We start from the raw sequence: 19,209 nt of genomic DNA, 5'->3' as shown, positions 1-19,209 counted from the left end.
GGGTCAGGTGGCGGGTGTGGAGTCGGCGGGGGCCCACCACGGTCTGTTGGGGGAGGATCGACATCGGGATGGATAGGTGATCTTCGGCTTGTGCGATGGTGGCGGTCAGCGTGGCGAGGTCGTGGCGGAGGGTGGTCACGAGGTCGGTCAGGGCCTGGTGCAGGTGGGTCTCGGGGGCGTCCAGGAGGTCGGCGATCGTGCGGAGGGGGAGGCCGAGGCGTTGTAGGCCGCGGATGCGTTCGAGGCGGGAGAGTTCGGTTACGCCGTACCAGCGGTAGCCGGTTGTGCGGTCGACACTTGCGGGGAGCAGAAGGCCGATTTTGTCGTAGTGGCGAAGGGTGCGTTCGGATACACCGGACATGCGGGCCAGTTGGCCGATTCGCCACATGACGTTCCCTCTCCTGGCGGCGTGTTGACTTTGTCGCTGCGTGAGGGTTTTACGGTCACCGTTCATGAGTGATCTGAACCCTCGGGGTCGGCTTGCCGGTGTGCTGCTGCTGATCTCTGTCCTGGCCATGGTCGCTGGTGCGGTGGTCGTGGTGCCATCGGGGTTGACCCTGAATCCGTCCGAGCCCGGTGCCGTGCTGGCGGCGGTGGGCGAGCGGACCGGGCTGCATCTCACCGCGCTGGCCGTCGACGTGATCGGGTGGCTGGCGTTGACGGCGGCCGGGCTGGCGATGAGCGTCCCGCTGGTCGGTGGGGCCAGGGCGCACGCTACGGCGTTGGCGGGTGGTCTGCTGGCGGGTGCCGGGATCGCCGGTCTTTTGCACGATGCGGGGAATCTGGCGGTGACTCAATTGGCTGCCGATCCCGCCGCCCCGGCGGCCGCGACAGTGGCCTCGGCGGTCCTGCTCAGTGCCAAGTGGATGGTCAATCTGGCCGGGTTGCTTTGGGTGGCCGCCACCGTGGCGGCGTCCGCCGCCGGCATTCCGATGTCCGCGGGTCTTCGTGTCGCGGGCGTGGTCGCGGCGCTTTCCGGCCTGGTCGGTGTCGTGCTTCCGTGGACGACGGGGACGGCTGGCCCGACGGAGGTGATGGAGCAGCTAGGGTACGTCCTCCATCTGCCGGTCATGGTCTGGTACGGCGTTCTGGGGGTGCGGTGCTTGCGTGTTCGGGCGTCAGGGGCGTGGGTCTGAGGGGCTGAGCCGGCAATCTGCGCCAGCAGTATTCGTTCCGTGTCATCCAGTCGATCAGGTCCTGAGAGCTCACGCCGCGACGTTGCCGAAGTCTCTGGCCCAGGTACTTCTGTTCGATTTCCGTACCAAGCTAGGTCACGGTCCCCCTCCGTGAGCTGAGCTCGGCGTGCTGCCGGGGTGGCTGTCTCGCTTCCGACAGGAACGCCACGGCTCACGACCGGCTGCGACGCCACAGGGTTTCTGATCTGCCTCAGGCCGGCTGGCCGATCGGCCGGATGGTCAGGGTGTTGAGGTCGACGTCGGCCGGCTGGCCGAGGGCGAAGCAGATGGCCTCGGCGACGGGCTCGGGGGACAGGGCGAAGGGCGGGATGCCGCCCTGCCAGAAGGCGGTGTCGGTCATGCCGGGGTTGACGAGGGTGACGCCGATGCCGCGGCTGGTGGCGTACATCCGCAGGTTCTCGGCCATGCCGGTGACGGCCCACTTGGTGGCGGAGTAGAGGTTGGCGGGGCTGTTCTTCAGGCCGGCGACGCTGCCGATGAGCACCAGCCGCCCGCCCGTGGTCTCGAGGTGGGGCAGGGCGGCGTTGGCCAGCAGGGCGGGGCCGAGGACGTTGGTGAGGACCATGGGCGCCCACAGTTCCGGGTCGCCGTCGGCGATGGTGCGCGGGTGGTCGGCGGGGATGAAGCCGGCGTTGGCCACCGCGGCGTGCAGGGCGCCGAAGTGAGCCACGGTGCGGGTCACGGCGGCTTGGGTGGCCGGCCAGTCGGCGGCGTCGGCGATGATGCCGAGCAGCCGATCGGAGTGGCCGGTCTCGTCGAGGAAGGACTTGAGTCTGGTCTCGTCGCGGCCGGTGACGGCCACGCGGTGGCCGCGGTCGAGGAGCAATCGTGCGGTGTGGGCGCCGATGCCGCTGGTCGCGCCGGTGATCAGTACGGTCTTGCCGGTCATGGTCATACTCCCGGGTGTTGGAGGTCCTGTTGGTGCATCACAGGAGGGCTTCGACGGTGATGGGCGGGCCGATCACCCCTACGGTCGGACAGGGTCCGTCTCCGTATCGCAGGTCGCGTTCCACCTGCTGATCCCAGGAAACCCCGCCTGGTCGCGCACGAGGCAGAGCGCGTTCATAGGGGGGACAAGCTCAACCCCTCTACCACCGCCACTTGCGCGAACCCTGCGGTTACCGTGAAAGGCATGGAGCAGCGACCCGACCACCGCGACCAGATCCGGGATTTCCTCGCCACCCGGCGCGCGAAGCTGACCCCGGAGCAGGTCGGGCTGCCCGCCAGCGGCCGGCGCCGGGTCCCCGGGCTGCGCCGCGAGGAGGTCGCGGTGCTGGCCGGTGTGAGTACCGAGTGGTACACGCGGCTGGAGAAGGGCCACATCAGTGGCGTATCGGAAGAGGTACTCGATGCGGTGGCTCAGGCCCTGCGCCTGGACCAGGACGAACGCACCTATCTGTTCGATCTGGCCCACGCCGCCCGCCGCGCACCTTCGCGCCGCAAGGACGTCCAGGTCCCGCCGCCGGTCCAGTGGCTGCTGGACTCCATGACGATGTCGGCGGCGTTCGTTCGCAACGCCCGTACGGACCTCGTCGCCGTCAATGCGCTGGCCCGGAGCGTGCTCGCCCCGGTCTTCGACAGCACTACCACCGCCCAGCACGGCCGCGCCAACCTCGCCCGCTACATCTTCCTCGACCCGGGCTCCCGGCAGTTCTTCGTCGACTGGGACGCGGCCGCCGTCGTCGCCGCCGCGCTGCTGCGCGCCGAAGCCGGACGTGAGCCCCACGACCGCGCCCTGCGCGAACTCATCGGCGAACTGTCCACCGTCAGCACCGAGTTCCGTAGCCGGTGGGCCGCCCACGACGTCCGCATCCGCCACGACGGCACCAAGCGGCTATGGCACCCCCAGGTCGGCGACCTGGAGCTGACCTTCCAGTCCCTCGACCTGCCCATGTCCAACCGGACGCTGTACGACCTCACCGTCTACACCGCCGAACCAGGCAGCACCTCCGAAGACCGGCTCAAGCTCCTGGCCAGCCTGGCAGCCACCCACTCCCAGGCAACAGAACCCACCGACCTGCCGCGCTGAAGTGCGCCGCCTTCCGACCGATGCTCTCCGGGAACGCGGCCCGGCTTCAGCGCGATACGGCCGCGAGGCCGGGCCGGTGTTCCTGGCCGACGGCGTCGAGATTGGGGCTGGCGGCCGAGCAGATCTTGCTCAGCGTGGAGAACTGGATCGCCTTGGCGCGGTTGTACTTGAGGATCGACAGGTTCACGTTGAACGAGTATGGGCCAGCAGAGGAGGCCTATACCCGGGCCCGTACCCGGTTCGATGAGATCGGCAGCCGGTTAAACCAGGCTAATGTCGCTTTGGGATGGCGCGACTCGCGAACGCGCAGGGACAGACAGGGGAGCTCACCGGGGGTGTTAGGTAAGCGAGAATTCCGTGCTCATCGTGGCTAGCGTGGCGTCACGCCTGGTTACTAGGAGGTCTTTCGCCTAGAGCTACAGGTCTAGGTGCGCGCCTCGTTCGGATCAACCACCGGTCCGCTATGTGGGCGTATGACAATGGTGCTGACTGTGCCGTTGCCCCAGAACGTGGTGTTCAACATCATCCGTCCGTCCAGAGACGCCATCGTGAACTCCGGCACGAAGCGTTCTGTGAAGAGCCCCGCCATGTAGCTTCTCAGCAGATCTACTTCACCTGCGACGAGATCCCACTCATCGAGAAGGCGTACCCGAACCCACGCGATGTCATCGTCCCCAGTGCCGGTTTTCCAGTATCGCGCGTAGCAGACTGAGAGCAGGAACTCGCGATCTTCGTTGAAGAGCCCATACTCGCTTGCCATCCGGAACCAGCCCGCATTGACCTTGTCAGGCATGTCCGCATGGTCGACGTCGGCTATCTCGTCTGGGCGGGAGTCGAAGCGGCCATGCTCGGGCCTTGTACTCGCGGCTGAGTGTCCCGGTGGCAGGGGAGGCAATCGGACACTCTCTTGGTTGACGCGCTCGATGAAAAGCAGGCCGGCTGATGCGAGAAGAGCGGCCACATCGCTATCGGTAAGCGTCACAGCCGTACGATAGCCTCCAGAATTGGATCTTGCCGACTCGTGCATTTGGTGACCGTCCATTGATCGACATGGCCGCTGCCCTGCCCATGTAAATAGAAGGTCAGGGGTTCGATGCCGCTCGTCGGCTCTGCACCCGAAGGGCCCTGAGCAGGCATTGCGTTGTCAGGGGCTTTCTGCTTTCCGGCCTTCAACCGATGTCTTCGGCGTCTTCGGGAGGCACCTTGGGAGCCACTGGGGGCTGTTTCCCCGGGAGAGCACTGGAAATGGCCTCGGTCGTGGCGGTCGCCCTCCAGAGGATGTCCGTAGTAGTCCTTGGTGATCGCGATGCTGGCGTGGCCGAGGACTTCGGAGACGATGTGGAGAGGGGTGCCCTGGGCGAGCATGAGCGATGCGCCGGAGTGGCGAAGCTCGTGCGGGTGCCAGTGGTCGAGGCCCGCCTTCTTGGCCCAGGCGGGAGAACACGTGCGAGAAGGTGTTGGGGTCGGACGGGTTGCCGAAAGCTGTCGGGAGCATCAGGCCGTGCTCTGTCAAGGCGGTGGCGCGGCGCGCCGCCGCGCTGCGCCCGTCCGCCGTTCGGGTGTGCGGCCTGGGACGGCGCGGGAGTCCAGGCCGGGATCTGCGCGCCTGCCCCACAGCACACGGACCGAACCCTCTGCTCTGAGCCTGCTGCGCCGCCGTATATGCGGCACTCACAGTCGCCACAGCATGGCTCATCTTTGTCCGAGGTCGGGAGCGATTGACGGTCCAGGGCTTCGTTCCTCAGCCCTGGCTCAGCGGGCAAGGTGGCTGATCATCGGTTACATGGGCTGGTACCGGAACATCGCGATTCGGTAGGGCGGGTGGCTGTCCGACGGAGATCCGTCTCGGGATAAGGGAATGGCGCGACCAGTATTCGAGCGCCATCTGCGCCTATTCAGACACCAGCCCGAGATTTGCCTCCGGCTGTACGGTGTCGCCTCCGGCCGGGGAGACCTCCCCGGTGAAGTGGCGCAACTCTCGGCTGAGCGCAGCTACAGCAGCGGTCACGCCAAGTAGCCCACCCAGTACGACGAGCGCCACCGCGCCGCCCAGTGCCGCAGCCAACGCGTAGCCGCCGTCCCCGCCGCTTCGTGCATCGCGGGTCCTCTGTGACGATGAGTTCGTGTTCCGGTGCGGGTCCTAGTTCGTGCCGGAACACGAGGAGGACACCATGGGCATGATCCACATCGATTTGTTCGCGACGCTCGACCTGGTCGGCCAGGCGCCGGGCGAGCCCGGGGAGGACCCCGACGGCTTCCCGTTCGGGGGATGGCAGGCGCCCTTCTACGACGAGACGGTCGGCCGGCACGTCGGGGCCGGGATGGAGGGCATGGACGCCCTGCTCCTGGGCCGCAGGACGTACGACATCTTCGCCGCGTACTGGCCGCACCAGGTGGACGGGGTCGACGGCGGGGTCGCCACGCTGTTCAACAGCATCCCGAAGTACGTCGCCTCGCGCGGCAACCCGGACCTGGACTGGGCGGGCACCACGCAGTTGGGCCCCGACCTGGTGAGCGCCGTGCGGGAGCTGCGTGACAAGCATGAGCACATCCACGTGATCGGAAGCCTGAACCTGGTGCAGACGCTCCTGCGCGAGCGCCTGTTCGATCGGCTCGACCTGTGGGTCTTCCCGGTCGTGCTCGGCGTCGGCAAGAAGGTGTTCGACGGCGGTGAGGTGCCGGCCAACCTGGTGCTCCTCGAGCCGCCCGTCGCCTCGTCCAAGGGCGCGGTGCTCCTGCGTTACGGCCTGGGCACGGGCACCCCGGGCACCGGGGACATGCGACGCGAGGACCGCGGCGTCAGTTCGAGCTGAGCGGTGCTCACACGCGGGGTGGGCCGGCCTTGACGCGGCGCACGAGCTCCTCCACGGTCCCGCGATGGCCATGGAGATGCTCGAACCACCAGGTGGCCCCGGCGTCGGCATAGGGTTTGATCGAAGAGCCGGGGGCGCTGACGCCGATGAGGGCGACGTCTGGGAGGGGCAGGCCGCCGATCCGGGTGGCGAGGGCGTCAGGGGTGAGGGTCATGTTTCCCTCCTGATCGTCGCCGCCGATGATCCAGCCGTCCCAGCGGGCGGCGCGGCGGAGGGCGGCCGGGGTCGTGCCGCCGACCCAGATCGGGACGCGAGGACGCTGGACCGGGAGAGGCGCGAGCCGAACGCCGTCGACCGTGTAATGCTCGCCCTGGTGGTGGACCTCGTCGCCGGACCACAGGGAGGTGATGACCTCCAGGGCCTCGTCGAGGACGGCGCCACCGGGGCGGGCTCGGCCGAAAGCGGTGAACTCGCGGGTGACCCCGCCGAGGCCGGCGCCCAGGATGGCGCGGCCGTCGCACAGCCTGTCGAAGGTGGCGACGGTCTGGGCCAGGGTTTCCGGGCGATGGCGGGCTACGGGGGTCACGGCCGTGCCGAGCCTGATGCGGGAGGTCGCCTGGGCGGCCGCCGAGAGACCCACCCAGGGGTCGGCCGATGGGATGCCCCAGGTGAAGGCGAGATGGTCCCAGACCAGGACCGCCTCCCACCCGGCGGCCTCGGCCTCCCGCGCGAGGGCGACCAGGCGAGACGGCTCCGCGAGATCTCCAAGGATCGCGATGTCGATGCCGAAGCGCATGTGACCAGCCAAGCATCCCGTACTGACAATCCGGGCCGGCCCTGGCGCCGACAGGTCACATGGCACGCACGGCGGGCGGCCCTGCGCCCGCCCGCCGGTCAACCGCGCAGCCGCGTGTTGAGTCGTGCGGCCTGGCGGGTGAGGTGGTCGCGTTCGGGGAGGCTGGGCGCCGAGCGGGCGGCCTCGGCGTAGAGCCGGGCGGCGGTCGCCGGGTCACCGTCACGCTCGTGCAGGTACGCCGCGACGGCGGTGTGGCGGGGCAGGGCGGGGTCGAGCTCCGCCAGGGCGGCCAGGCCGGCGCGCGGGCCGTCGGCCTCGCCGACCGCGACGGCCCGGTTGAGCCGGGCCACCGGGCTGTCGGTGAGGCGGACGAGTTCGTCGTACCACTCGACGATCTGCACCCAGTCGGTCTCGTCGGCCGTGCGGGCGTCGGCGTGGAGCGCGGCGATGGCCGCCTGGGCCTGGAACTCGCCCAGGCGGTCGCGGGCGAGGGCTGCCTGGAGAACGTCGACGCCCTCGGCGATCAGGCGGGTGTTCCACAGGCGGCGGTCCTGCTCGGCCAGGGGGACGAGCCTGCCGTCGGGGCCGGTCCGTGCCGGGCGCCGTGCGTGGTGGAGCAGCATGAGCGCGAGCAGGCCCGCGACCTCCTCGTGGTCGATCCTGGCCGCCAGCTGGCGCGTGAGCCGGATCGCCTCTTCTGCGAGGTCGACGTCGCCGGAGTAGCCCTCGTTGAAGACCAGATAGAGCACGCGCAGCACCGTCGCGACGTCGCCGGGCTGGTCGAACCGGACGCCCGAGACGGTCCGCTTGGCCCTGCTGATCCGCTGGGCCATGGTCGCCTCGGGCACGAGGTAGGCCTGCGCGATCTGACGCGTGGTCAGGCCGCCGACCGCGCGCAGCGTGAGCGCGACGGCCGAGGCCGGGGTCAGGGCCGGGTGGGCGCACAGGAAGTACAGCTGGAGCGTGTCGTCCACCTCCTCGCCCGGTCCGGGCGAGGGCTCGGCCTCGACGCGCACCTCGCGGACGCGCCGGGAGGTGTCGGCGCGGGCGGCGTCGAGGAACTTGCGCCAGGCCACGGTGACCAGCCAGCCCTTGGGGTCCTTCGGCGGGTCCTCCGGCCACACGCGCACGGCCTCGACCAGGGCGTCCTGCACGGCGTCCTCGGCCGCCGCGAAGTCGGCTCCGCGACGGACGAGGACGCCGATCACACTGGGGGTGAGGGTCCGCAGCAGGGCGTCGTCCACCGTGTGTCACTCCGTGATGGTCGGGGGCTCGGTCAGGAACGGGCGCACCTCGAGCCACTCGTGGATCGGCTTGCCACCCGCGCCCGGAGCCGCGGACAACTCGGCGGCCAGCTCGAGCGCCCGCTCGTAGGTGTCGACGTCGATCACCATCCAGCCGGCGATCAGGTCCTTGGTCTCCGCGAACGGGCCGTCGGTGACCGGCGGCCGGCCCTCGCCGTCGTAGCGGACGAACGTGCCCTCGGGGGAGAGCGCCTGACCGTCGACGTACTCACCGGTGCTCTCGAGCCGCGCGGCGAAGTCCTGCATGTACTTCACGTGGGCCGAGACCTCCTCCGGCGTCCACTGGTCCATCGGCACGTCGTTGACCGCCGCCGGGGCGCCCCGGTAGTGCTTGAGCAGCAGGTACTTGGCCATCGTGGTTCTCCTTGGTGCGCTACGGCCATTGTCGCCGTGTTCTCTCCGGGGACGGAGCCGCGGGCTCGTTCTCGACATCCCTCCGCGAATTTTTTCTGGCGGATTTTCGGCGGTGGTCAGGTGCGCTGACGTTCGTCCCGTTGCGGGAGCAGTTCCTCGACCACGCTCGGCAGGATCGTCTCGAAGTCGATCAGCTGCTTCGCTACGGCAATCGACGCAGGCGTACATCGCGCAACCCCAGCTCAGGATGGGGAGAACGCCCTCAGGCCAGGACGAGCAGGTGTCCGTGTCGAGGATGCCGACCTTCTGGTAGAGCCGCGTGGGAAGAGGGTGAAGGGAGAATCCCAGCGCGGATGCCGGTTCAGCTGCAGTTGCCCCAGTTCTTCCAGCTTGATTTGGCTTCGACGGCATTGCGGCCGTCGTCCCGGATCCGCCCCATGTAGCTGACGCAGCGGCCCTTGCCGTAGGTCTTCACCGGTCCCAAGTAGTGTTTGACGCTCCGGCCCTCGTTCTCGCCGCTCGCCCGTGAGTTGGCCCCCCGCGTCTGCGTCGTGATCGTGGCCATGACGAAGGTGCGGACGCCGATGTTCGAGGTCTTGATCGTGGTGACGCAGTTGTAGCCGGTCTTGCGGTTGTACAGCAGGTAGACGTAACCGAGGACACGTTTGGAGGAGGTCTTCACGGCCTGCTTGCTGTTGGCGACCCGGGCGAAGCCGGAACCGCACACCCGCTCAGGGGTGACGGCGGCGGCCGCGTACGCGGGATTGACCATGGTTCCTCCGATCGACAGTGCCGCGCCAAGGAGGATCGTCGTCGTTGACTTGCGCATTCAGCCAGCCCTTCTCACCTGTCCCCCGCCATTCGGGAGACCGACGGTCGATCATCTTGCCGGATGACTCCACATCGAAATGACCGAATAGTCGAATTTGTGCGCACGCAGTTGCCGGCGTTCCGCGAGGAGGAGGACACGTGACAGTGGCACGAGTACTCGTGATCGGTCTCGATCCCGCCAAGATCCAGGGCTGGGATCCGGAGCCGGTGCAGGCGGCGATAGCCCGAGGTCAGGCCCGTTTCGACGACCGAGGGATCGAGGCCGACTGGTGCCTGGTGGCACTGGACGAGAACCCCGAAGGAACGATCGCGGAGGCGCTGAACCGCGGGGACTACGCGTGCGTGGTGATCGGGGGCGGCCTCCGTACGTACGATCCGCTGCTCGAACTCTTCGAGAAGGTGGTCAACCTGGTCCGGAGGCACGCGCCCGGCGCGGCCATCGCCTTCGACAGCAGCCCCGAGGACTGCGCCGACGCGGCTCTGCGGTGGCTGCGCTGACTGATCAGCGGCAGCGGCGCGGTCGCGATACAGCCGCACCGAGGATGGCTTACAGTGCGGCGGTGAGCGTCATCGACTGGTTGCTCGAGTCCGACCCCGCCATCCGCTGGCAGGTGCTGCGCGATCTCACGGATGCCTCGCCCGAGGAGGTCGCCGCCGAGCGAGCGCGCGTGGAGCGCGAGGGGTGGGGCGCTCGTCTCCTGGCGCTGCAGGGCGCCGACGGGTTGTGGGACGGCGGCGCCTGCTTCCCGGCCTCCTACGCCGGCGGCGAACCCGGGCAGCCCTGGACGGCGACGATGCACACCCTGCAGACCTTGCAGATCTTCGGGCTCGACCCGGCGTCGGAGGCGGCGCGCCGCGCGATCCCGCTCGTCGCCGAGCACGGTCGATGGGAGCACGACGGGCAGCGGTACTTCGACGGTGAGGTCGAGCCGTGCATCAACGGCAGGACGATCGAGACCGGCGCCTACTTCGGGGTGGACGTCACGTCGGTCGTGGCGCGGGTCGTCGGCGAACGGCTCGCCGACGGCGGATGGAACTGCGAGGCCGAGTACGGCTCCGTGCGCTCCTCGTTCCACACGACGATCAACGTGCTGGACGGGCTGCTCGCGTTCGAGCGCGCGACCGGCGGGTCCGCCGCGGTGGGCGAGGCGCGACGCGGCGGGGAGGAGTACCTGCTCGAGCGTGGCCTGTTCCGCCGCAGGAGCACCGGTGAGGTCGCCGACGCGGCGTATCTGGACTTCGCCTTTCCGTACTACTGGCACCACGACGTGCTGCGTGCGCTCGACTACTTCCGGCGTTCGGGGGCCGGACGCGATCCCCGGATGGCGGAGGCCGTGGAGATCGTCCGCTCCAAACGGCAGCCCGACGGCCGCTGGCTGCTCGACCGCGTTCATCCGGGTCGCGTCCACTTCGCCGTCGAGGACGGCGAGGGGAGGCCGAGCCGCTGGAACACTCTGCGCGCGCTCCGCGTGCTCGACTGGTGGCAGGGCTGACCTCGCGGCCACGGCCGAGCGGCTGTTGTCAGACCTTGAGCAGTTGCTCGCTCAGCTCCCAGAGTCGCCGCGCCGACTCGGGGTCGAGGGCGTGCGGCACGACGTTGGCCGAAGGCAACGCGCCGGCGGCCAGATCGACGGACTTCGGCTCGTCGTCCAGCGGCGAGATGTCGTTGTCCTTCAGGTAGACGCCGCCGATCCCGTCGAGCAGCGGGCTGGTCGCCGCGAACACGCCGGTGCTCGCGCCCTGCCCCGGCGTCTTCTTCTCGTTGTCGGGATCGATGACCGGCCGTCCCGACTCGTCGAGCAACCCCATGGCCCGCAGCGCGTCCACGGGGAACCCGAGTGTCGGCGCCGCGCCCTCGGGCCGCCACGGCCCCAGGTTCGTGGTGACGATGATCCCTGGGTGCACGGCATAGGCGCGGATGCCGTCGTCGGCCCACCGGCGGTCCAACTCGACGGTGAACAGGATGTTCGCGGTCTTGGACTGGCCATAGGCGAGGTGACCGTCGTAGCCGCCGGTGAGGAAGTTCGGGTCGGCCCAGCGGATGTCGCAGATTCGATGAGCCCCGGAGGTCAGGTTGACGACCCGGGCGCCCCGCGCGGCGCGCAGGGCGGGCAGCAGTCCGTTGGTCAGCTGGAAATGGCCGAGGTGGTTGCTCGCGAAGTGGGACTCGTAGCCGCGCTCGTCCCGCACCAGCGGGCCGCCCTGGATGCCGGCGTTGTTCAGCAGGACGTGCAGCGGGCGCCCGGAGCCGAGGTACCGGGCCACGAAGGCGTCGATCGACGCCGGGTCCAGCAGGTCGAGCCGGCTGGTCTCGACCCGTTCGATGCCTTCGAGGGCGGCGGCGGCCCGGTCGGGATTGCGGGCGGCCACGGTGACGGACGCTCCGGCCTTGCTGAGCGCGCGGGTCGCCTCAATGCCGAGCCCCTGATGGCCGCCGGTGATGACGACGTTCGTGCCCGTCAGGTCGATCCCCGCCAGGACGTCGTCGGCGGTCGACGCCGCGGTGAACCCGGTGCCGATGGGGTGCTGTTTCTGTGTCATGACATCAGTCTGGATCGCGGCGGCCCTCGGCCTCATGCACGCCGAACCTGGTCGGCCTTGGGACCTGCGGCAGCTGGCGAGCGCGGCGGCGATGTCCCGTACGACGTTCGCCGAACGTTTCCGCATGGCGGGGGGCATGCCGCCGCTGACCTACCTCAACCGGTGGCGGATGTTGCTCGCGCAACGCGCTCTTCGCGACAGCGACGTCAGCGTCGGATCACTGGCCTCCGACCTGGGGTACTCCTCGGAGAGCGCGTTCAGCACGGCCTTCAAACGCGAGGTCGGCGAGTCGCCGCTGCGCTACCGGCGGCGGGTGCGCGCCGAGATGCCGGCGATGGGAGCCCTTTGACACGGATGCTCACGTTCGCCGCGTGGCGTGACGGCCGTTGTCTGCGGGGTCTCACCCACAGGTTGTGGACGGCGAGGCCTGCGGGTCGCGCCACCTTCGGCTTGAGGAGCGATTTCCCGTTCTGGATGATCAGCGGCGGATGCGGTAGCGGATGTGGGTGGCTTCCGGGGTGTCGATCACGCGGAGGATATCCAGCTCGACGCGGGACGGCAGCACGTCGAACAGGCGTCGGCCGCCGCCGAACAGCACCGGGACCTGGTGGAGCTGCAGTTCGTCCAGGACGCCGGCCTCGATCGCGCGCCGGGCCGTGTAGGCGCCGATCACGTGGACGTTCCGGTCTCCGGCGGCGGCCTTCGCCTGGGCCATCGCGCCGGCGATCCCGTCGGTCACGTACGTCACCAGCGGGTAGTTCGCGACGGACGGATGGGGTGGACGGTGGCTGAGGACGAAGATCGGGACTCCCGTGCCGTGGTGGTCGCCGCCCCAGTGATCGACCTGCTCCGCGGTGCGTCGTCCCGAGAGGACCGCGCCGGCCTCGTGTATCTCGCTGAGCAGCTTTCCGGCCGGTCCCGACTCGCGGAACCGCCCCTCCGGGGTGAGGCCCCATTCGTGCAGCCGGATGAAGCCGTCGCCGCCGGGGTTGCCTGGTTCGTCGTTCGGGCCGGCGATGTATCCGTCGAGCGACACCGACATGTCGAGCACTGACACCGACATTGAGACCTCCTGCGGGACAACGAGTTCGTCGTGATGCAGACCCGGCATGGCGGCATTAGTCATCGGCCGGCCGAAGCTCCGCAGGTCACTGAGGACAAGCGCCGTACAGGAATCTGTGATCTCCGCGCCGCTATGGCGGTTGAGGCGGGACGGTTAGGGTCTTGGGCATGAAACCTGCGGATATCTCCCTTTTGCATGCTCTCGGCGCGCCGACGATCTCGCCCGACGGGAAGCATGCGATCGTCGCCATGACCCGACCCGACCTCGAGGCGGACGAGTACCGCGGCGGCCTCTGGCTGGTCCCGACGGACGGCTCCGCCGAGCCGCGCCAGTTGACGAGAGGCCCGCGCGACGGGGAGCCCGCATACTCGCCCGACGGCGCCTGGGTGGCGTTCGTACGGGGCGGCGACGGCGCCAAGCCGCAGCTCTACGTGATGCCCACCGGCGGCGGCGAGCCGCGCAAGGTGACCGACCAGCCGCTCGGCGTCAGCGCGCCGGTGTGGAGCCCCGACTCGCGGCGGCTGGCGTTCGTCGCGCGAGTGCCCGAGGAGGGCCGGTACGGCGAGAACAAGCCGGAGAAGGAACGTCCGCGCCGCATCACCGGCTTCAAGTACCGCCTGGACAACCTGGGCTTCTTCCTCGACCGGCGTGCCCACGTCTTCGTCGTCGACCCGTTCGCCGAGGAGCCGTCGGCCGCCCAGGTCACCGAGGGCGACTTCGACCACGGCGGGGTCACCTGGAGCCCGGACGGTGAGCTGCTGGCGTTCGTGGCCGCCCGCCACGAGGAGCGCGACGGCACGCTCACCGGCGACGTGTGGGTGAGCGCCCCGGACGGTTCGGGCCTGCGCCGGGTGACCGCCACCGACCTGTCGGTTTCCGCGCCGCGATTCACCCCGGACGGCGACGCCCTGTGCTTCCTCGGCGCCGACGCCGGCCCCGACGGCCGTCACCTGGTCGCCAAGAACGCCGGGCTCTGGATCGTGCCGCTCGCCGGCGGCGCGGCCCGCCGTCTCACCGACGAGGAACGCTTCCACCTCCCCGTCGCCCCGTACGTCCCGACCGCCGACGGCGTGCTCGTCACCGTGGAGAACAGGGGCGCCAAGGACCTGCTGCTGGTGCCGTACGCGGGGACGGAACCCACCGTTTTGATCAGCGGCCCGCGCGAGGTCGACGCCGTCGCCCACGCCGCGGACGTCATCGTCGCGGCCGTCGCCGACGCCCGTACCCCCGGCGAGCTGGTGGCCCTCCGCGACGGCAAGGAGATCACCCTCACCTCGTACGGCGCCGGCCTCGACGTCCTGCCCATCGAGGAGGTCACCGGCACGGCTCCGGACGGATACCCCGTGCACGGCTGGATCGTCCGCCCCGAGGGTGAGGGGCCGCACCCCGTGCTCCTCATGATCCACGGCGGGCCTTTCGCGCAGTACGGCTGGCACGTCTTCGACGAGGCCCAGATCTACGCCTCGGCCGGTTACGCGGTCGTCCTGGGGAACCCGCGTGGCTCCTCCGGCTACGGTCAGGCGCACGGCCGGCACATCATGGGCGACGTCGGCCGGCTGTCGGCGCTCGACCTGGTGGCGCTGTTCGACGCCGCGCTGGCCACCGGTGGGCTGGACGCCTCCCGTGCCGGGGTGCTCGGCGGTTCGCACGGCGGGTTCATGACCACGTGGATGGCGGCTCACCACGGCGACCTGTTCAAGGCGGCGATCAGCGAGCGGGCGGTCAACGCGATCGACAGCTTCCACGGGAGCAGCGACATCGGATGGTCGTTCGCGCGTGACCTGTACGGCGAGGACCCGGCGCGCTGGGTGGAGCAGAGCCCGCTCACGCACGCTGACAAGATCGACATGCCGTTCCTGATCATTCACTCGGAGCACGACTGGCGGTGCCCGGTGGAGCAGGCGCAGCGGTTGTTCGTCAAGCTGAAGCTCCGGGGGGTGGAGACGGAGATGCTGCTCTTCCCGGGGGAGGGACACGAGTTGTCCCGGTCGGGGCTTCCCAGCCATCGGGTGGCCCGCTTCGAGGCCATCCTCGACTGGTGGGGGCGGCACCTGTAGGCGTCACCGTGCCCCCGCCGGCGGGGGCACGGCGCGGTTTCATACCGCGGGCCGTACGTCCGGGGCGAGGGCTCGGCGCGCGCGTACGGCCAGCAGGATCAGGACGACGGGAAGAGGCCCGAACAGCACCCACGAGAGCGTGAGCAGATCGGCGGCCTCTTCCCAGGGCCGCGCGCAGCCGAGCACGGGCAGCCAGGTCGTCATGATGTCCCCGGCCACCAGCGGCACGACCGTCAGCCCGCCCACCACCCGGCCCAGCGGACGCTCGCCGACGAGGGTCAGCAGCGCCCACAGCCCGAAGCCCGACGCGACCACGATCGGCGGCGGGATCAGGGCGAGGAGGGCCGTCCCGGACATGAGTTTCTCCGCGCCGCCGAAACAGGCGCCGTCGATGACCATGATCGAGTGCTGGATCGGCCCGTCGGCGCGAGCAGCCAGGAACATCGCCCGCGGAACGCTCACCAGCACCAACGCGGCGCTCCACAGGGCCAGCGGCCACCTCCAGCGCAGCGGAGGAAGCTCGCGCCGCCCCTCTTCGCGCACGGCCCCGCCGAGGGCGAGCAGCAGCGCCGCAGCGGCGAGGCAGGCGAGGGCGAGCAGCACCAGGTCGTCGGCGTCCCATGGCAGGGACCACATTCTTACGTAGGCTCGGGCGCCGGCCAGCCCGCCGAGGGCGTACGCGATCGCGAGCTCGTGCTGGAACTCCTCCTCGCTCGGCGCGCCCACTCCCGCGAGCGGTGCGACGGCGGCTACGGCGAGCCCGGCCAGCAGCGCGGCGCCCAGCCGCGGCGCCCACCGGCGGTGGCGCAGCACCACGGCGGGGACGACGACGAGTGCGGCGATGACCGCACCGACGAGGTTCGGGGCCTTGGGGGAGACGGCGGCGGGGGCCGGCAAGGTCAGAACCGCCATGGTGGCAAGGGCGGGCACGGTGATCTTCACCGGCGACGCCTATCGTCCCGCCGTGAGGAGGTCAAGTCGTGCGCGGTCGGGCTCTCCGGTGATCACACCCTTGCCAAGTCTTGGGTGAGAGTTTAGGTTAGCCTTGCCTAAGTTCGGCTGCGCCCGAAGTCCGGGCCGTCCGCTGTCTCACCAAGGGGAACCGTGCCGTTCACCGGACCACCGCCCGTCCCCCCGCCAACCAGGATCCTGACATCCAGGCCTCGCCCCGTCGTGTCACCTCGGAGGCAGATCGCCGTGTCCATCCAGCTTCCGCCCTCCGCCGCGCCGCGCTCCGCCTACCCGGTGGACGTGCTGCCCCCGGAGTTGCGCCGCCTCCTGCTCTTCCTCAGCGAGGCCGGGCCTCCCGTCTGCGCCTACGTCTACGACGGCGACGTCGCCGCCGATCGCGCCCGTGAGCTGCGCTCGGCGCTGCCGCCGTGGGCGGCGGTGTACTACGCGGTCAAGGCCAACTCCTTTCCCGGCGTCGTCGCGGCACTCGCGCCGTACGTGGACGGGTTCGAGGTCGCGTCCAAGGCGGAGCTCGAACTGGCCCTGCGGGCCAAGTCCGCTGCCGCCCCGGCGGTCGTCGCCGCCGGGCCCGCCAAGTCGGTGCCCGTGCTGACCGCCCTGGTACGGGCCGAGGTGGAGGCGATCAATGCCGAGAGCCTGCTCGAACTGCACCGGATCAGCCGCATCGCGGTCGCCGAGGGCCTGCGGGCACGCGTGGCGCTGCGGGTCAACCCGGCCGAGATCCCCGTCGCGGGGTCGCTGCACATGGGCGGGCGACCGTCCCAGTTCGGCGTGGCCGAGCCCGACGTGCCGGAGGTCCTGAGCCAGGCCCTCCGGCTGCCCGGCCTGGACGTGGTCGGCTTCCACGTGCACGCGGTCTCCGGCAACCTCGACGCCGACGCCCACGCGGCGTACCTGCGCTGGTGCGTGGAGTGGAGCACGCGCACGGCCCGCGCGAACGGCGTGGACCTGCGCCACATCGACATCGGCGGCGGCATCGGCGTCGCGTTCGAGGGCGAGAAGCCGTTCGACGTGGCCCGCTTCGGCGAGCTCGCTGCGCAGGTCGAGCCGCCGGCGGGCGCGAAGGTCCTGCTGGAGCCCGGCCGCTACCTGGTGGCCGACTGCGGCTGGTACGCCGCCGAGGTGACCGACGTGAAGACCTCGTACGGCACGTCGTTCGTGGTGCTGCGCGGCGGCATCAACCACTTCCAGCTCCCCACGTCGTGGGACATCGTGCACAACATGGCGGTGCTGCCCGTCGAACGCTGGCCCGAGGACTGCCCGCGTCCCGTCGCGGAGAACACCGAGGTCACCGTGGTCGGCGAACTGTGCACACCCGAGGACACCCTGCTGCGCGACGTCCGGGTGGACCGCGTCCGCGCGGGTGACCTGGTCGTCTTCCCGTACGCGGGGTCGTACGGCTGGGAGTTCGCCATGCACCGGTTCCTCGCCCATCCCGTGGCCGAACGCCACCTGCTCTGACCCTGGGGGATTCGATGACCACATATCCGGCCGACCTGGTCGGCCCCGCCGCCGTGCTGCGCCGGCAGCGCGATCGGGAGTCCGCGGCGCGCACCTATGCCCGTTCTTTTCCGATCGTCCCTGTCCGTGCGGAGGGCATGGTGATCGAGGGCGCCGACGGGCGGCGCTACCTCGACTGCCTGTCCGGGGCCGGCACGCTCGCTCTCGGCCACAACCATCCGGTGGTGCTGGAGGCCATCCGGCGCACGGTGGACGGCGGCGCGCCGCTGCACGTGCTGGATCTCGCGACGCCGGAGAAGGACGAGTTCACCGAGACGTTGTTCGCCACTCTGCCCGCCGGCTTCGCCGACCACGCGCGCATCCACTTCTGCGGGCCCGCCGGGACCGACGCCGTGGAGGCCGCGCTGAAGCTCATGCAGACCGCCACCGGCCGGCGCGGGCTGCTGGCCTTCACCGGCGCGTACCACGGCATGACCATGGGCGCGCTGGCCGCCACCGCGAACGTCGCCGTCAAGGAGCCGGTCGCCGGGATCGCGGCGGACGTGACCCGGCTGCCGTACCCGTACCCGTACCGCTGCCCGTTCGGCGTCGGCGGCGAGCGGAGCGCGGAGCTGTCGGCCGCGTACGCCGAGCGGCTGCTCGACGACCCCGCGGGCGGGGTCGTGCCGCCTGCGGCGATGATCGTGGAGGCCGTGCAGGGCGAGGGCGGCGCGGTGCCCGCGCCGGACGGCTGGATGCGCGAGATGCGGCGGATCACGGCCGAACGCGGGATCCCGCTGATCGTCGACGAGGTGCAGACCGGCGTCGGGCGGACGGGGGCGTTCTGGGCCGTCGAGCACAGCGGCATCGTCCCCGACGCCGTCGTCATGTCGAAGGCCATCGGCGGGAGCCTGCCGCTGGCCGTGATCGTGTACCACGAGGACTACGACGGCTGGCTGCCCGGCGCGCACACGGGAACGTTCCGCGGCAACACCCTGGCGATGGCGGCCGGGACCGCCACACTTCGCCACGTCCTCCGCGAGGGGCTCGCGGAGCGGGCGGCTTCGGTCGGCGCGCGGATGGTCGCGCGGCTCGACGCGCTCCGCGCCGAGCTGCCGGCGATCGGCGACGTGCGGGGGCGGGGGCTGATGATCGGCGTCGAACTGGTGGACCCGGCGGGCGCCCCCGACGCCTGCGGAGCCCGCCCGGCGGCGCCCCGGGCGGCGGCCGCCGTACGGGCCGCCTGCCTCGATCGCGGGCTCATCGTGGAGCTGGGCGGGCGGTACGACTCCACCCTGCGGCTGCTGCCGCCGCTGGTCGTCACCGACGAGCAGGTGGAGGCGGTGCTGGACCGGCTGGCCGACGCCCTCGCCGAGGTGACGGCTCCTCTGGCGGCCGGGCGGGGCGCATGACCGGCCCCCACGACCGCGGCCCGCTCGCTGAGCACCCGCCGCTCCACACCGACCCCGACCTTGCCTCTCAGGACCGTGCCTCTCAGGACCGTGCCCCTCAGGACCGCGCCACCCGGAACCGTGCGCCTCGGGACCGCGGCATCCGGATCGGTGCCGTTCGCGATGGTGCGATGGCCGCGCTGGCGGGCAGCGTGTCGGGTGGTGCCGCGCTGGAGCGTGCGGTCAGTGCTGTACTCGTCGCGCTCGCGGAGGGAGCGGCGCGACGAGGAGGCCCCATCCCCGCCGGTCTGCCCGGCGAACTGGCCGCCCAGGTCGCCGCCGCCCTCACCCAGGTGCCCGCCGGCGACGCCCGCTCCGCCTGTCCCTTATACACATCTGACGCTGCCGACGATCTTACGCGT

The 19,209-nt window shown here is 70.5% G+C and carries 21 protein-coding genes and 1 pseudogene; 10 read left to right on the top strand and 12 right to left on the bottom strand.

Annotated elements, in window-relative coordinates; all coding sequences use genetic code 11:
• Positions 1-388: MerR family transcriptional regulator (locus tag C1J01_RS32345; protein WP_146615798.1), on the bottom strand; the 388-nt coding region annotated here is incomplete at its 3' end.
• A 64-nt stretch (positions 389-452) separates the two neighbouring features.
• Here C1J01_RS32345 and C1J01_RS32340 point away from each other — a divergent pair.
• The gene (locus tag C1J01_RS32340) at positions 453-1,136 is read left to right on the top strand and encodes a hypothetical protein (protein ID WP_111182765.1); all 684 of its coding nucleotides are present in this window, start codon (positions 453-455) and stop codon (positions 1,134-1,136) included.
• Between the two features lie 250 nt (positions 1,137-1,386).
• On the opposite strand, the gene C1J01_RS32335 is transcribed toward C1J01_RS32340, so the two are convergent.
• Positions 1,387-2,085 (bottom strand): SDR family oxidoreductase, encoded by a 699-nt coding sequence (locus C1J01_RS32335; RefSeq protein ID WP_181449076.1) that lies wholly within the window; start codon positions 2,083-2,085, stop codon positions 1,387-1,389.
• A gap of 243 nt (positions 2,086-2,328) precedes the next feature.
• Here C1J01_RS32335 and C1J01_RS32330 point away from each other — a divergent pair, with 243 nt between their 5' ends.
• Positions 2,329-3,225, top strand: a complete 897-nt coding sequence (locus C1J01_RS32330) for a helix-turn-helix transcriptional regulator (protein ID WP_111182763.1) — start codon at positions 2,329-2,331, stop codon at positions 3,223-3,225.
• 46 nt (positions 3,226-3,271) lie between these two features.
• Here C1J01_RS32330 and C1J01_RS50265 read toward each other — a convergent pair whose 3' ends face one another.
• From C1J01_RS50265 to C1J01_RS32320, 3 genes and pseudogenes are all read right to left on the bottom strand, one after another.
• A complete protein-coding gene (locus C1J01_RS50265; protein ID WP_181449075.1) occupies positions 3,272-3,412 on the bottom strand; it encodes a helix-turn-helix domain-containing protein in 141 nt (46 codons plus the stop codon).
• Positions 3,413-3,649: 237 nt separating this feature from the next.
• Entirely contained in the window at positions 3,650-4,207 is a 558-nt protein-coding gene (locus C1J01_RS32325; protein WP_181449074.1) for a hypothetical protein, read from the bottom strand.
• A pseudogene (locus C1J01_RS32320) lies at positions 4,204-4,647 on the bottom strand (tyrosine-type recombinase/integrase); the annotation flags it as partial. The gene C1J01_RS32325 and the pseudogene C1J01_RS32320, both read right to left, overlap by 4 nt.
• Before the next feature lie 755 nt (positions 4,648-5,402).
• On the opposite strand from C1J01_RS32320, the gene C1J01_RS32310 reads away from it, so the two are divergent.
• On the top strand, positions 5,403-6,038 hold the full coding sequence (locus C1J01_RS32310) for a dihydrofolate reductase family protein (RefSeq protein WP_235854812.1): 636 nt from the start codon (positions 5,403-5,405) through the stop codon (positions 6,036-6,038).
• Between the two features lie 7 nt (positions 6,039-6,045).
• Here the strand turns inward: C1J01_RS32310 and C1J01_RS32305 are convergent, their stop codons facing one another.
• From C1J01_RS32305 to C1J01_RS32290, 4 genes are all read right to left on the bottom strand, one after another.
• A complete protein-coding gene (locus C1J01_RS32305) occupies positions 6,046-6,834 on the bottom strand; it encodes an LLM class flavin-dependent oxidoreductase (RefSeq protein WP_111182761.1) in 789 nt (262 codons plus the stop codon).
• A 98-nt stretch (positions 6,835-6,932) separates the two neighbouring features.
• On the bottom strand, positions 6,933-8,078 hold the full coding sequence (locus C1J01_RS32300) for an RNA polymerase sigma factor (RefSeq protein ID WP_111182760.1): 1,146 nt from the start codon (positions 8,076-8,078) through the stop codon (positions 6,933-6,935).
• A 6-nt stretch (positions 8,079-8,084) separates the two neighbouring features.
• Positions 8,085-8,492 (bottom strand): YciI family protein, encoded by a 408-nt coding sequence (locus C1J01_RS32295; RefSeq protein WP_111182759.1) that lies wholly within the window; start codon positions 8,490-8,492, stop codon positions 8,085-8,087.
• Between the two features lie 361 nt (positions 8,493-8,853).
• Positions 8,854-9,264, bottom strand: a complete 411-nt coding sequence (locus C1J01_RS32290; protein ID WP_111182758.1) for a hypothetical protein — start codon at positions 9,262-9,264, stop codon at positions 8,854-8,856.
• A gap of 197 nt (positions 9,265-9,461) precedes the next feature.
• Between C1J01_RS32290 and C1J01_RS32285 the strand changes: the two genes are divergently transcribed.
• Entirely contained in the window at positions 9,462-9,821 is a 360-nt protein-coding gene (locus tag C1J01_RS32285) for a hypothetical protein (RefSeq protein ID WP_111182757.1), read from the top strand.
• 62 nt (positions 9,822-9,883) lie between these two features.
• Positions 9,884-10,816 carry a hypothetical protein gene (locus C1J01_RS32280; RefSeq protein ID WP_220040208.1) on the top strand — a complete coding sequence of 311 codons (933 nt, stop codon included), beginning with the start codon at positions 9,884-9,886 and terminating at the stop codon, positions 10,814-10,816.
• Positions 10,817-10,844: 28 nt separating this feature from the next.
• On the opposite strand, the gene C1J01_RS32275 is transcribed toward C1J01_RS32280, so the two are convergent.
• Positions 10,845-11,864, bottom strand: coding sequence for an SDR family NAD(P)-dependent oxidoreductase (locus C1J01_RS32275; protein WP_111182755.1), 1,020 nt, complete (start codon positions 11,862-11,864; stop codon positions 10,845-10,847).
• Between C1J01_RS32275 and C1J01_RS32270 the strand changes: the two genes are divergently transcribed.
• Positions 11,863-12,213 carry a helix-turn-helix transcriptional regulator gene (locus C1J01_RS32270; RefSeq protein ID WP_235854811.1) on the top strand — a complete coding sequence of 117 codons (351 nt, stop codon included), beginning with the start codon at positions 11,863-11,865 and terminating at the stop codon, positions 12,211-12,213. The two genes, C1J01_RS32275 and C1J01_RS32270, sit on opposite strands and share 2 nt — an antisense overlap.
• Positions 12,214-12,342: 129 nt before the next feature.
• On the opposite strand, the gene C1J01_RS32265 is transcribed toward C1J01_RS32270, so the two are convergent.
• A complete protein-coding gene (locus tag C1J01_RS32265) occupies positions 12,343-12,927 on the bottom strand; it encodes a dihydrofolate reductase family protein (RefSeq protein WP_111182754.1) in 585 nt (194 codons plus the stop codon).
• 167 nt (positions 12,928-13,094) lie between these two features.
• Here C1J01_RS32265 and C1J01_RS32260 point away from each other — a divergent pair, with 167 nt between their 5' ends.
• A complete protein-coding gene (locus tag C1J01_RS32260; protein ID WP_111182753.1) occupies positions 13,095-14,984 on the top strand; it encodes a S9 family peptidase in 1,890 nt (629 codons plus the stop codon).
• Between the two features lie 39 nt (positions 14,985-15,023).
• Here C1J01_RS32260 and C1J01_RS32255 read toward each other — a convergent pair whose 3' ends face one another.
• On the bottom strand, positions 15,024-15,926 hold the full coding sequence (locus tag C1J01_RS32255) for a hypothetical protein (RefSeq protein ID WP_111182752.1): 903 nt from the start codon (positions 15,924-15,926) through the stop codon (positions 15,024-15,026).
• Between the two features lie 255 nt (positions 15,927-16,181).
• Between C1J01_RS32255 and C1J01_RS32250 the strand changes: the two genes are divergently transcribed.
• From C1J01_RS32250 to C1J01_RS54285, 3 genes are all read left to right on the top strand, one after another.
• Entirely contained in the window at positions 16,182-17,417 is a 1,236-nt protein-coding gene (locus C1J01_RS32250) for an alanine racemase (protein ID WP_235854810.1), read from the top strand.
• A 14-nt stretch (positions 17,418-17,431) separates the two neighbouring features.
• The gene (locus tag C1J01_RS32245) at positions 17,432-18,808 is read left to right on the top strand and encodes a diaminobutyrate--2-oxoglutarate transaminase (RefSeq protein WP_111182751.1); all 1,377 of its coding nucleotides are present in this window, start codon (positions 17,432-17,434) and stop codon (positions 18,806-18,808) included.
• A gap of 170 nt (positions 18,809-18,978) precedes the next feature.
• A partial coding sequence (locus C1J01_RS54285) for a hypothetical protein (RefSeq protein ID WP_220040207.1) occupies positions 18,979-19,209 on the top strand: 231 nt, incomplete at its 3' end.

This window comes from Nonomuraea aridisoli (assembly GCF_003236395.1).
In the GTDB taxonomy this organism is placed as follows: domain Bacteria; phylum Actinomycetota; class Actinomycetes; order Streptosporangiales; family Streptosporangiaceae; genus Nonomuraea; species Nonomuraea aridisoli.
The sequence above is the reverse complement of the archived record's forward strand: the minus strand, read 5'-3'. Positions and strand labels throughout refer to the sequence as shown.